Consider the following 12,214-nt stretch of genomic DNA (forward strand, 5'->3'; position numbering starts at 1 on the left):
TCGCGGAAACAGCGTTCGCCGCAGTGCACGCACGCGTTGACGCGCGCCCTCTTCGATCGATAAGTTGTGAACAACAACAAATGAGGAGATGGCATGACCCCCGCCCTGCAGGAAGCACTCGACGACCTCACCCGCCTCGCGGAGGACGACGACGATCTGCGCGCCCTCCTCGCGCATGACTGGCTGCGATACCGCACCTCCCCCGCACTCCAGAAGCTGACGAGGGATGCGCATGCCACCTGCGCCCGCTTCAACCTGCTCTACAGCACCTCACCCGACGAAGCGCGCGCCCTGTTCGCGCAGCTCGTCCCCGGCGCCGGAGCGGGGGTCGACGTGCGGCCGCCGGTCACGATCGACTACGGGGCGCGGCTCACGATCGGCGATCGCACCTTCATCAACGCCGACTTTATGGTGATCGGCGGCGGCGCGGTCACGATCGGGGCGGACTGCCTCATCGGCCCGCGCTGCAGCATCTACACCCCGAATCACGCCGAGGACATCGAACGGCGCCTCGCCGGGTGGGAGCTCCCCCAACCCGTCACCATCGGCTCCAACGTCTGGCTCGGCGGGTCGGTGACAATCACCCCCGGCGTGACGATCGGCGACAACAGCATCATCGGAGCGGGCTCCGTCGTCACCCACGACATCCCCGCCGGCGTGCTCGCCGCAGGCAACCCCGCCCGCGTGCTGCGCCCCATCCGCTCCTCGGAGCGCCGCTGACGACGGGTCAGCACGAGGGGGCGGATGCGAACACCCGCCCCCTCCTTGTCTCCGCTCGATCAGCGGCCGGCATCCTTACGCGGCTTGAGGAACAGCTCCGGCTCGCGCTTCTCGCGCTTCGCCGCTCGCTTCTCCTTGATCGAAAGCTGCGGGGCCTTCTTGGCGCCTCGCGTGCTCGGCGTCTTCTTGGACATGTGGACTCGCTTCCCCTGGATGGCTGGCGGATGACCTTCGACCATAGCCCGGTTCTCAAGGAAGTCAAATTACCGCTGGCCGGGACTTTTTCTGCGGAGACGACGAGAGTGGAGAATCGCCCGCGCAACGACGAGGCCCCCGGCAGACCGCCCGAGAGGGCGACCGGCCGGGGGCCTCGTCAGTGCGGCGGAACCGCGGACTACGCGGGGCTCAGAAGTCCCAGTCCTCATCCTCGGTGGCCTCGGCCTTGCCGATGACGTAGGAGGAGCCCGACCCGCTGAAGAAGTCGTGGTTCTCGTCAGCATTGGGCGAGAGCGCCGACAGGATCGCCGGGTTCACGTTCGTGACCGTCGAGGGGAACATGGCCTCGAACCCCAGGTTCATGAGCGCCTTGTTCGCGTTGTAGTGCAGGAACTTCTTGACATCCTCGGTGAGGCCGACGGCGTCGTAGAGGTCCTGCGTGTACTGCACCTCGTTGTCGTAGAGCTCGTACAGCAGCGAGAACGTGTAGTCCTTGATCTCGTCGCGCTCGGCCTGCGTGATCAGCTCCATGCCCTTCTGGAACTTGTAACCGATGTAGTAGCCGTGCACGGCCTCGTCGCGAATGATGAGGCGGATGATGTCGGCCGTGTTCGTGAGCTTCGCCTTGGCCGACCAATGCAGGGGCAGGTAGAAGCCCGAGTAGAACAGGAACGACTCGAGCAGGGTCGAGGCGACCTTGCGCTTGAGGGGCTCGTCGCCACGGTAGTAGTCCATGACGATGTGCGCCTTCTTCTGAAGGTTCTCGTTCTCCACCGACCACCGGAAGGCGTCGTCGATCTCGGGCGTCGACGCGAGGGTCGAGAAGATCGACGAGTAGCTCTTGGCGTGCACCGACTCCATGAACGCGATGTTGGTGTACACCGCCTCCTCGTGCGGAGTCAGCGCATCCGGGATGAGCGAGACTGCGCCGACCGTCCCCTGGATCGTGTCGAGCAGGGTGAGGCCGGTGAACACGCGCATCGTGAGCGTCTGCTCGTCGGGCGTCAGCGTGTTCCACGACTGGATGTCGTTGGACAGCGGCACCTTCTCGGGCAGCCAGAAGTTGTTCACGAGGCGGTTCCACACCTCGAGGTCCTTATCGTCCTGGATGCGGTTCCAGTTGATCGCCTGGACGTGGTCGATCAGCTTGAGCTTCTCGGGAGTCATGTCGGTGTCCTTGCAGAGATCGGTCGTTGAGCGAGCGGAGCGAGTCGAGACGCGGTGCGCGTCAGAGCATGCAGCTGACGCACTCGGACATGTCGGTGCCCTCGAGCGCCATCTGCCGCAGGCGGATGTAGTAGATCGTCTTGATGCCCTTGCGCCATGCGTAGATCTGCGCCTTGTTGATGTCGCGCGTGGTGGCGGTGTCCTTGAAGAACAGCGTCAGCGACAGGCCCTGGTCGACGTGCTGGGTCGCGGCGGCGTACGTGTCGATGACCTTCTCGTAGCCGATCTCGTACGCGTCCTGGTAGTACTCCAGGTTGTCGTTCGTCATGAACGGCGCCGGGTAGTACACACGACCGAGCTTGCCTTCCTTGCGGATCTCGATCTTCGACGCGATCGGGTGGATCGACGACGTCGAGTTGTTGATGTACGAGATCGAGCCGGTCGGCGGAACCGCCTGCAGGTTCTGGTTGTAGATGCCGTGCTTCTGGATCGACGCCTTGAGCTCGGCCCAGTCGCCCTGCGTGGGGATGTGGTGTCCGGCGAACAGCTCCTTGACCTTCTCCGTCTGCGGCACCCACTCCTGTTCGAGGTACTTGTCGAAGAACGCACCCGACGCGTAGGTCGAGTCCTCGAAGCCGTCGAACGCGTGACCACGCTCGATCGCGAGCGCGTTGGAGGCGCGCAGCGCGTGGAACAGCACCGTGTAGAAGTAGATGTTCGTGAAGTCGAGGCCCTCTTCGGAGCCGTAGTGCACGTGCTCGCGCGCCAGGTAACCGTGCAGGTTCATCTGGCCGAGTCCGATCGCGTGGGAGCGGTCGTTGCCGTCCTCGATCGAGCGCACCGAGCGGATGTGGCTCTGGTCGCTGACCGCGCTCAGCGCACGGATCGCGGCCTCGACCGTTTCACCGAGATCGCCGCCGTCCATCGCCAGAGCGATGTTCATCGAGCCCAGGTTGCACGAGATGTCCTTGCCGATCTGGTCGTACGAGAGGTCCTCGTTGAACGTCGTCGGCGTGTTCACCTGCAGGATCTCGCTGCAGAGGTTGGACATGTTGATGCGGCCCTTGATCGGGTTCGCCTTGTTCACCGTGTCCTCGAACATGATGTACGGGTAGCCCGACTCGAACTGGATCTCGGCGAGCGTCTGGAAGAAGTCACGCGCGTTGATCTTCGTCTTCTTGATGCGCGGGTCGTCGACCATCTCGCGGTACTTCTCGGTGACCGAGATGTCGCCGAAGGGCACGCCGTAGACCTTCTCGACGTCGTACGGCGAGAACAGGTACATGTCCTCGCCGTTTTTGGCGAGCTCGAAGGTGATGTCGGGAACGACGACCCCGAGTGAGAGCGTCTTGATGCGGATCTTCTCGTCTGCGTTCTCACGCTTCGTGTCGAGGAAGCGCATGATGTCGGGGTGGTGCGCCGAGAGGTAAACGGCGCCGGCGCCCTGACGCGCACCGAGCTGGTTCGCGTAGCTGAAGCTGTCTTCGAGTAGCTTCATGACGGGGATGATGCCGCTGGACTGGTTCTCGATCTGCTTGATCGGCGCACCCGACTCGCGGATGTTGGACAGCAGCAGCGCGACGCCGCCACCGCGCTTGGACAGCTGCAGCGCGGAGTTGATGCCGCGGGCGATCGACTCCATGTTGTCTTCGATGCGCAGCAGGAAGCACGAGACGAGCTCGCCGCGCTGCGCCTTGCCGGCGTTGAGGAACGTGGGCGTCGCGGGCTGGAAGCGGCCGGAGATGATCTCGTCGACCAGCTGCACGGCGAGCTTCTGGTCGCCGTCGGCGAGCGCCAGGGCGGTCATGACGACACGGTCCTCGAAGCGCTCGAGGTAGCGCTTGCCGTCGAAGGTCTTCAGCGTGTAGCTCGTGTAGTACTTGAAGGCGCCGAGGAAGGTCTCAAAGCGGAACTTCTTGCCGTAGGCCCGGTCGTTGAGCTCCTGGATGAACTCGTGCGGGTACTTCGCGAGCACACCGGGCTCGTAGTACTCCTTCTCGACCAGGTAGTCGAGACGCTCCTTGAGCGAGTGGAAGAACACCGTGTTCTGGTTCACGTGCTGCAGGAAGTACTCCCGGGCGGCACGCTTGTCGGCGTCGAACTGGATCTGCCCGTTCGCGTCGTACAGATTGAGCATCGCGTTGAGGGCGTGATAGTCCAGTCCCTCGAAACGCGCCTCGGTCTTGAAGCTCAAGTCCTTCAGTGCTGCTTCCACCATCGTTCCAATCCTTCGCCGATGCGCTCGACGTCCTCTGGCGTGCCGAACAGTTCGAACCGATCCAAGTGCGGCACACGACACTTTCGGCTGATGATCTCTCCGGCGAGCCCGTAGTGCTCGCCGAAGTTGGTGTTGCCCGCGGCGATCACGCCGCGAAGCAGGGACCGGTTGACCTCGTCGTTGAGGAACCGGATCACCTGCTTGGGAACCGCTCCCCGCTCCTCGCCCCTTCCCTGGCCTCCCCCGTAGGTGGGGGTGATCAGGACGAAGGGTTCGTCGATGAGGGGGGTCGGATCCGTGGACCGCAAGGGGATCCGCACGGCCCGCATCCCGAGCTTCTCGATGAAACGCGCGGTGTTACCCGAGACGCTCGAGAAGTAGACGAGGAGCGGACCCGACGGGGCGGGCTCACGGAGGGAGTGGGCAACCGCGCCGACCTGGTCTGCGACAGCGGTTGCCATCGGTCAGGCCAGGCGCGCGGCCAGCTCGTCGATCTTGTCGGGACGGAAGCCCGACCAGTGGTCCTCGTCGGTGATCACGACGGGAGCCTGCAGGTAGCCGAGGGCCTTGACCTGCTCGAGGGCCGCGGGGTCCTGCGAGACGTCGAGGACCTCGTACTCGATGCCCTTCGAATCCAGCGCACGGTAGGTGGCATTGCACTGCACGCACGACGGCTTGGTGTAGACGGTGATCGCCATTTCGACCTCTTTCTCCCCTCGGACGGACCTGTTCCCAGCACTTCTCGTCGCCGGGACCTCAATACTACATATGGGTACGGACATCGGATAGCACCACAAGGGGTAGTAGTTACATCCGTGTGATTTTCGTGCCGCTCTCCCCAGATACAACACAGGTTGTCCACCGTTTCATCCACAGCTGCGGCGCGTCGCCGGACCTGAAAAAACCCTGAATCGCGGGCGAATCCTGGATGAACGACGCAACCATCCACACCGGGGCGTCGTTCGCTCGATCCCGCTCGGTGGATAACCGTCTTCGGCGTGTCGCGGCGTGTCGCGCCCTCGCATCCGCTCGGCAGCCGAAGCGCCCTCCGGGATATCCTGAAGGGATGGCTGGATACCAGGAATTGCTGCGCACCCCGGGGGTGGCGCGCATCATCGCCGCACAGCTCACGGCGCGCTTCCCGAACGGGATGACGAGCCTGGCGATCCTCCTGCACGTCGAACATGTGACAGGGTCCTACGGGTACGCGGGCCTCGTTCTGGCCGCCTCCTCCGTGGGGCAGGCGGTCTCGGGCCCCGTCACCAGCCGGTGGATGGGCCGTTGGGGGATGCGGCGCGTGCTGAGCCTGACGATGATCGTCTGCGCGCTGGCGATCCTGGCCATCGGTCTGCTCGATCTTCCGGTCGCCGGCTTCATGGCGTTCGGACTCATCGCGGGACTGTCCACCCCGCCGGTGCAGTCCGCCGTCCGCACGATCTATCCCAAGATGGTCAACTCCCGTCAGCTCACCCCGCTCTACTCGCTGGATGCGTCGCTGCAGGAGATCATCTGGATCATCGCCCCCGTGGTCATCACGTTCATCGCGACGCAGATCGGCACCTGGGAGGCGCTCGTCTTGATCGCCGTCATCCTCGTCGGCGGCGGGACGTGGTTCATCCTCTCCCCCGAGGTCGGCCGGGTGCGCATCCCCCGCAGCAAGCGGCGCTTCGGCAAGGTGCTGACGCGCCCCACCGTGCTGCTGGCCACCGTCATCGGGTTCCTGCTCATCGGCGCCTGCTCCGCCGTCGAGGCGGGTGTCGTCGCGACCTTCGACCACGGCGGACTCGAGGCGGGCATCGTGCTCGCCGTCTTCTCGATCGGCAGCCTCACCGGCGGCCTCTCCTTCGGTCACGTGCCCATGGGCCCCTGGGCGATGGCGCGACGCATGGGCATCGTCGCCGTGGGCCTGGTGCTGACGATGTTCTCCCTCAACATCTGGTGGCTCTCGGGCACCCTGTTCCTCGCCGGGATCGGCATCGCCCCCGCCCTCGCCGTGCTGTTCGCGATCACCTCGGTGAGCGTCAAGTTCTCCGATACCGCCGAGGCCTACGGATGGATCGGCACCGGTCAGCTGATCGGCGCCGCGGCGGGCTCCGCCGTCGCCGGCTTCCTCATCGACGCGGTCGAAGCGCCCGGTGCCTTCATCGCGGCCGCGGGCTTCGCCGCTGCCGGCGCGATCGTCGCCGTCGTGTGCGTGCGCGCCTTCCCGGATCTGCGCCATCGCGACCCGAGCCCCATCCCCGACACGGAACCCACACCGATCATCACCTGAGCGTCGTTCGACGTTCGCGCAGCGCCATAAGGCGACGCAGACGGGCGAGGCGCGCGCCCCGCGTTCTACGCTCTTAGACATGCCCGCATCCGTCGCGCTTCCCACCCTCGCGTGGGGCTCCCCCGCATCCGCTCATCATGCCCTCCTCGTGCACGGGCTGGGATCGTCCGGCGCCCTGATGTGGCGCTTCGGGACGGCCCTGGCGGAGGCGGGCTGGCATGCCGTCGCTGTCGACCTGCGTGGTCACGGCCTCGCACCCCGAGCACTCGACTACACGATCGCCGCCTACGCCGCCGACGTGACCCAGACGACTCCTGGCTCGGGCGGCGCCTGGGACCTCGTCATCGGCCATTCGCTCGGCGGCGCAGCGGCGACGCTCGCCTCCGCGGAGCATCCGGAGTGGGCGAAGCGACTCATCCTCGTGGATCCCGCACTGTACCTCCTGCCGTCCGACCGGGCGGTCGTCGAGCGCAGTCAGCAGGATGCGTTCGACTCGCCCACGATCGAGGAGGTCCGTGCGGCTCATCCGCACTGGCATCCGCAGGACGTCGAGCTGAAGGCGCAGGCGGCGCAGCTCGCAAGCCCCTGGGCCATCGAGCAGACGCTGGAGCAGAACCCCGACTGGGATGTGACGGATGCGGCTGCACGCCTGGCCGTGTCCACCCACGTCATCGCGTCCGACCCCGCCGTCTACAGCTTGTTCACCGGGCCACGCGCCGACGCGGTACTCGCCGGCAACGCCCGCATCACACGCTCAATCGTGGCCGGAGCGGGGCACTCGCCGCATCGTGATCGCCCGGAAGCCACGGTAGCGGCGCTGCGCGAGGCACTGGCATGACCTTCGATCCGAGCGTCTATCTGCCCGAGGACCTGATCGAGCGCATCCGCGGGCGCGCAGCGGACATCGACCGCGAGAACGCCTTCCCGGACGAGGATCTCGCCGAGCTGCGTGCGGCCGGATACCTCGGCATCCTCGTGCCCGTGGATCGGGGAGGCGCGGGGCTGACGCTCGCCGAGGCATCGATCCTTCAGCACCGGCTCGCGACGGCCGCGCCCGCGACTGCCCTCGCCGTCAACATGCATCTCGTCTGGACGGGGGTCGCCAAGGTGCTGCGCGACCGCGGAATCGACGATCTCGCGTTCGTGCAGACCGGTGCCGCCGAGGGGGAGGTCTTCGCGTTCGGGATCAGCGAGGCGGGCAACGACCTCGTGCTCTTCGACAGCGCTACGGAGGCCGTCCCGCTCCCGGACGGCGGATACGCGTTCACCGGCACGAAGATCTTCACCTCGCTCGCCCCGGTGTGGACGCACCTCGGCGTGCACGGACTCGACACCACCTCCCCCGACGCGCCCCAACTCGTCTACGGCTTCGTGCCGCGCTCGGATGCGGTGCGCACCCGAGACGACTGGGACACGCTGGGCATGAGGGGGACGCAGTCTCGCACCACGGAACTCCACGGCGCCGTCGCTCCCGCCGACCGGATCGTGCGCCGGGTCGTCCCCGGCCCGCAGCCCGATCCGATCGTCTTCGGCATCTTCAGCGTCTTCGAGATCCTGCTCGCTTCCGTGTACACCGGGATCGGTCGACGCGCCCTGGATCTCGCCGTGGAGACGGCCGCACAGCGACGCTCACGCAAGACGGGTCTGGCGTACAGCCAGGACCCCGACATCCGCTGGCGCGTGGCCGAGATGGCACTGACCTACGACGCGCTCGTTCCCCAGATCGCCGCGCTCGCGCACGATGTGGATGCCGGCGCAGACCACGGGGCGAGATGGTTCTCGCTTCTCTCCGGACTCAAGCACCGGGCGACCGTGTCCGCCAAGCGGATCGTCGATGACGCGATCCTCGTCGCCGGCGGCTCGTCGTTCTTCTCGTCCAGCGAGTTGGGTCGGTTGTACCGTGACGTCCTCGCCGGTCAGTTCCATCCCTCCGACCCGGAGTCCGCGCACGCGACCGTCGCCGCCGCGTGGCTCGGTCCGCTCCAGCAGGGAGGGGGCGAATGAGCACGGTGGGTCGAGTCCGGCTCGGCGACGGTCTCGAGGTCAGCGCACTCGGCTACGGCGGGATGAGCCTCAGCGACGTATACGGGCCGGTCGACGACGCGACGGCGCTGGCGACGCTGACGCACGCGGTGGATGCGGGACTCACGTTCGTCGACACGGCCAACATCTACGGCGCGGGCCGCAGCGAGCGCACGATCGCTCGGCTGCTCGCCACCCGCCGCGACGAGATCACGCTGGCGACCAAGTTCGGCATCTCCGGCGGCGCGATCGGTTCGCGCAGCATCCGCGGCGATGCCGCATACGTGCGCGAGCAGATCGATCAGAGCCTGTCCCGGCTCGGCACCGATCACGTCGACCTGTACTACCAGCACCGCGTCGATCCGCACGTTCCCATCGAGGAGACGGTCGGTGCGATGTCGGAGCTCGTGACCGCGGGCAAGGTCCTCCATATCGGGCTGTCAGAGGCCACCGCTGACGAGATCCGCCGCGCTCACGCCGTGCATCCGATCGCCGCCGTACAGACCGAGTGGAGCGTGGTCAGCCGCGACGTGGAGCGCGCCGTGGTGCCGACGGCGGCGGAGCTCGGGATCGGCTTCGTCCCGTACTCGCCGCTCAGCCGCGCCTGGCTGACGGACGAGTTCTCCCCCGCAGACATCGGGTCCGGTGACGGCCGGCCGCGGTTCCCGAGATTCTCCGCCGAGAACCTCGCCGCCAACGCAGACCTGCGCGCCGACTATCTCGCCCTCGCGCACGAGCGCGGTCTGACCGGTGCGCAGCTCGCGCTCGGCTGGCTGGTCACGCGTGCCTCGCAATGGGGAATCGCCGCGGCCCCCATTCCCGGCTCGCGCTTCGCGCGGCACGTGGACGAGTGGCTGCCTGCATCCGGGCTCTTCCTGGATGCGGACACGATGGCGGCTCTCGAGCCGTTCGCGACGTCGATCAGCGGTAATCGCAGCTTCGACGTCGCATGGACCAGTCAGCGCGGGGATCAGGCGAGCTGACCGGCACGATCATTTGCCGGCGAAATCGAACGCGCGCAGCAACTCCTCCACGGCACGCTCCCGATCCTCGCCGCCCTCCTCGAACATGTGGGCCACATGAGTGCGCAAGTGATTTTCGAGTAGAAGACGGTTCAACGACTCCAGTGAGCGCTGGATCGCGCGAGACTGCGTGATGATGTCCATGCAGTACTCTTCGGACTCGATCATCTTGGTCACCCCGCGCAGCTGCCCTTCCAGGATGCTCGTGCGGTGCAGGGCGCGCTTCTTGATGTCGTCGATCACGCTGACAGAGTACGCCGTGGAAGGATGACGAAATGCCCCGCACACCGACAGCACTGCTGAGCGACGCTGATCGAGAGCGGCTGCGCGGGCTGCGGCTGATGAAGGGGATCGCGCTCGGCGCCCTCATCGTGCTCGCAGTCGTGTTCGTGATCGCGTTCGCCTTGCAGAGCCGATACCCGTGGCTCGCTTACGTGCGCGCGGCGGCGGAGGGCGGCATGGTCGGAGCGCTCGCGGACTGGTTCGCGGTGACCGCGCTGTTCCGCCGGCCTCTCGGGCTTCCCATCCCTCACACGGCAATCATCCCTACCCGCAAGGACGAGATCGGACGCACCCTCGGCGAGTTCGTCGAGACGAACTTCCTCGCGGCTGAGGTCATTCGCGGCAAGCTCGAGTCCTTCTCGCTCTCTGCCCGCCTCGGCGCCTGGCTGGCGCAATCCGCTCATGCCGAGCGGGTTGCGTCGGAGGGAGCGACGATCGCGACGAACGTCATCGAGGCGCTGAGTGACGACGACGTGCAACAGCTGCTGGGCGACCTGGCCCGCGAACACCTGGTCGTGCCCGAGTGGGGCCCGCCGCTCGGCGGCTGGCTCGAGCGCATGGTCGGCTCCGGCGCACACCACGGTGCGGTGGATCTCGCAGCCGACAGCATGGCCGCCTGGCTGCGAGCGAACCGCTCGGCCTTCACGGGCCTCATCTCCCGACGCCTCCCCTCGTGGGTTCCATCGATGGTGCACACGCTGATCGACGAGGCCGCCTACCACGAGGCGGTCAAGTTCGTCGCCGCCGTGCGCGCTGATCCGGACCATCCCGCGCGGCACGCGGTGGACGGCTACCTCGCACGCCTCGCAGACAACCTGCAGCACGACCCCGCGACCATCGGGCGATTCGAAGACGCCAAGACGACGGTCTTCGACTCGCCCCGAGTCCGCGAGCTGGCGGGTGAGGCCTGGCGCACGGCCAAGAACGGCCTGACACGCGGTCTGCGCGACCCGGAGAGCGGGCTGCGCAGACGCCTGGTCGAGACCTTGACGGACGTCGGCCGCCGCCTCGAGCGGGATGAGACGCTGCGCGCCCGCGTCGATGGCTGGGTGACGGATGCGGCGGTGTTCGTCATCGAGCGCTACCGGCACGACATCGCCTCCGTCATTACCGACACAGTGGAGCGCTGGGACCCTGAAGAGACCACCGAGAAGATCGAACTCATGGTCGGCCGCGATCTGCAGTACATTCGCCTCAATGGCACGATTGTCGGCTCACTCGCGGGTCTGACGATCTTCGCGATCGCACACGCGATCTTCGGAGCCTAGGGGGCGGGATGAGCGGCACGGCGACGACCGAGCGCCTGTTCTCCTATGGGACTCTCCTGCTTCCGCAGGTACAACTCGACGTCTTCGGCCGCCGTGTCGAATCGACCGAGGACGTGCTCGCGGGCTACCACGTGCAGCAGGCAGACATCGAGGACACCCGTGTCGTGGCGCTCTCCGGCCTCGCTACGCACCCTGTGCTTCGCCGTACCGGGAGCAGGAGCGACAAGGTCACCGGGCGGGTCTTGGAGCTGACGCTGGACGAGCTCGACGCGGCCGACGAGTACGAAGTCTCGCTGTACACGCGTGTGGCCGTCGTGCTCCAGAGCGGGCGCAACGCATGGGTCTATGTGGCATAGGACACGAAAGACATGGTCACTCTCGTCCTGGTCCGCCACGCCAAGTCAGATTGGGCCGCGCCAGGTCTGAGCGATCACGAGCGCCCCCTGAACGACCGTGGTCACCATGACGCACCCATGATGGCCGCCGCGCTTGCAGGGACGGGCTTCCGCCCCGACCGCCTGCTCAGCAGCACCGCCGTCCGCGCACGCACGACCGCGGACTCGTTCGCACGCGCACTCGGTGTACGTCTGGAAACCTCGAGCGATCTCTACGCCGCGTCGGCCCGTGACCTCTGGCGTTCCGCTGCTGCTACAGGAGCTCAGAACGTCCTCATCGTCGCGCACGACCCGGGACTGAGCGACCTCGCGACCGCGCTTGCGGGATGCGAGGTGATGATGACGACCTGCGCCGTGGCCACGTTCCCCATCGCAGGAGATCGCTGGCCCTCGGCCGTGCCCGTCGTCGACGAGTGGGGAATCCACGCTCCCCGCTAGGAGGCGTACGCCTTCATGACCCGGCCGCACCGGTCACGATCACCACACGCGAGTCCGGCGCCGGCACTCGGGCCTAGAAACACGAAAGGGCCACCCAGCTTTGGGTGGCCCTTTCTAAAAGGAGTCCGGCGGTGTCCTACTCTCCCACAGGGTCCCCCCTGCAGTACCATCGGCGCTGAGAGGCTTAGCTTCCG

Annotated in this window: 14 protein-coding genes and 1 rRNA gene; 8 read left to right on the forward strand and 7 right to left on the reverse strand. The window is 66.6% G+C overall.

The window, feature by feature from the left end; all coding sequences use genetic code 11:
- Positions 1 to 93 precede the first annotated feature (93 nt).
- Entirely contained in the window at positions 94 to 720 is a 627-nt protein-coding gene (locus ACYVJS_RS15760; RefSeq protein ID WP_460740794.1) for a sugar O-acetyltransferase, read from the forward strand.
- A 59-nt stretch (positions 721 to 779) separates the two neighbouring features.
- Here the strand turns inward: ACYVJS_RS15760 and ACYVJS_RS15765 are convergent, their stop codons facing one another.
- From ACYVJS_RS15765 to nrdH, 5 genes are all read right to left on the reverse strand, one after another.
- A complete protein-coding gene (locus ACYVJS_RS15765; RefSeq protein ID WP_460740795.1) occupies positions 780 to 914 on the reverse strand; it encodes a hypothetical protein in 135 nt (44 codons plus the stop codon).
- A gap of 211 nt (positions 915 to 1,125) precedes the next feature.
- The gene (gene nrdF, locus ACYVJS_RS15770; protein ID WP_137417587.1) at positions 1,126 to 2,103 is read right to left on the reverse strand and encodes a class 1b ribonucleoside-diphosphate reductase subunit beta; all 978 of its coding nucleotides are present in this window, start codon (positions 2,101 to 2,103) and stop codon (positions 1,126 to 1,128) included.
- 61 nt (positions 2,104 to 2,164) lie between these two features.
- Complete coding sequence (gene nrdE, locus ACYVJS_RS15775; RefSeq protein ID WP_460740797.1) at positions 2,165 to 4,321, reverse strand: class 1b ribonucleoside-diphosphate reductase subunit alpha; 2,157 nt, start codon at positions 4,319 to 4,321, stop codon at positions 2,165 to 2,167.
- Complete coding sequence (nrdI, locus tag ACYVJS_RS15780) at positions 4,303 to 4,782, reverse strand: class Ib ribonucleoside-diphosphate reductase assembly flavoprotein NrdI (protein WP_460740798.1); 480 nt, start codon at positions 4,780 to 4,782, stop codon at positions 4,303 to 4,305. The genes nrdE and nrdI overlap by 19 nt, the downstream gene beginning before the upstream one ends.
- A 3-nt stretch (positions 4,783 to 4,785) precedes the next feature.
- Positions 4,786 to 5,019, reverse strand: coding sequence for a glutaredoxin-like protein NrdH (gene nrdH / locus ACYVJS_RS15785; protein WP_137417590.1), 234 nt, complete (start codon positions 5,017 to 5,019; stop codon positions 4,786 to 4,788).
- Between the two features lie 368 nt (positions 5,020 to 5,387).
- Here nrdH and ACYVJS_RS15790 point away from each other — a divergent pair, with 368 nt between their 5' ends.
- The 4 genes from ACYVJS_RS15790 to ACYVJS_RS15805 all read left to right on the forward strand — a co-directional run bounded on the left by ACYVJS_RS15790 (position 5,388) and on the right by ACYVJS_RS15805 (position 9,598).
- Positions 5,388 to 6,593: an MFS transporter gene (locus tag ACYVJS_RS15790; RefSeq protein ID WP_460740799.1), complete on the forward strand. Its 1,206-nt coding sequence runs from the start codon at positions 5,388 to 5,390 to the stop codon at positions 6,591 to 6,593.
- A 79-nt stretch (positions 6,594 to 6,672) separates the two neighbouring features.
- Positions 6,673 to 7,431: an alpha/beta fold hydrolase gene (locus ACYVJS_RS15795; protein ID WP_460740800.1), complete on the forward strand. Its 759-nt coding sequence runs from the start codon at positions 6,673 to 6,675 to the stop codon at positions 7,429 to 7,431.
- Positions 7,428 to 8,597, forward strand: coding sequence for an acyl-CoA dehydrogenase family protein (locus ACYVJS_RS15800; protein ID WP_460740801.1), 1,170 nt, complete (start codon positions 7,428 to 7,430; stop codon positions 8,595 to 8,597). Before ACYVJS_RS15795 ends, ACYVJS_RS15800 begins: the two co-directional genes overlap by 4 nt.
- Positions 8,594 to 9,598: an aldo/keto reductase gene (locus ACYVJS_RS15805; RefSeq protein ID WP_460740802.1), complete on the forward strand. Its 1,005-nt coding sequence runs from the start codon at positions 8,594 to 8,596 to the stop codon at positions 9,596 to 9,598. The genes ACYVJS_RS15800 and ACYVJS_RS15805 overlap by 4 nt, the downstream gene beginning before the upstream one ends.
- Before the next feature lie 9 nt (positions 9,599 to 9,607).
- On the opposite strand, the gene ACYVJS_RS15810 is transcribed toward ACYVJS_RS15805, so the two are convergent.
- Positions 9,608 to 9,880, reverse strand: coding sequence for a metal-sensitive transcriptional regulator (locus ACYVJS_RS15810; protein WP_137417594.1), 273 nt, complete (start codon positions 9,878 to 9,880; stop codon positions 9,608 to 9,610).
- Positions 9,881 to 9,912: 32 nt separating this feature from the next.
- Between ACYVJS_RS15810 and ACYVJS_RS15815 the strand changes: the two genes are divergently transcribed.
- From ACYVJS_RS15815 to ACYVJS_RS15825, 3 genes are read left to right on the forward strand one after another with little or no spacing between them, the layout of a single operon-like run.
- Positions 9,913 to 11,187 carry a DUF445 domain-containing protein gene (locus ACYVJS_RS15815; protein WP_460740803.1) on the forward strand — a complete coding sequence of 425 codons (1,275 nt, stop codon included), beginning with the start codon at positions 9,913 to 9,915 and terminating at the stop codon, positions 11,185 to 11,187.
- A gap of 8 nt (positions 11,188 to 11,195) precedes the next feature.
- Positions 11,196 to 11,543, forward strand: a complete 348-nt coding sequence (locus ACYVJS_RS15820; RefSeq protein ID WP_460740804.1) for a gamma-glutamylcyclotransferase family protein — start codon at positions 11,196 to 11,198, stop codon at positions 11,541 to 11,543.
- Positions 11,544 to 11,555: 12 nt separating this feature from the next.
- Complete coding sequence (locus ACYVJS_RS15825; RefSeq protein ID WP_460740805.1) at positions 11,556 to 12,020, forward strand: SixA phosphatase family protein; 465 nt, start codon at positions 11,556 to 11,558, stop codon at positions 12,018 to 12,020.
- Between the two features lie 123 nt (positions 12,021 to 12,143).
- Here ACYVJS_RS15825 and rrf read toward each other — a convergent pair.
- Positions 12,144 to 12,214: ribosomal RNA gene (rrf, locus tag ACYVJS_RS15830) — 5S ribosomal RNA — on the reverse strand; the annotation flags it as partial.

It is taken from the genome of Microbacterium neimengense, from assembly GCF_054782995.1.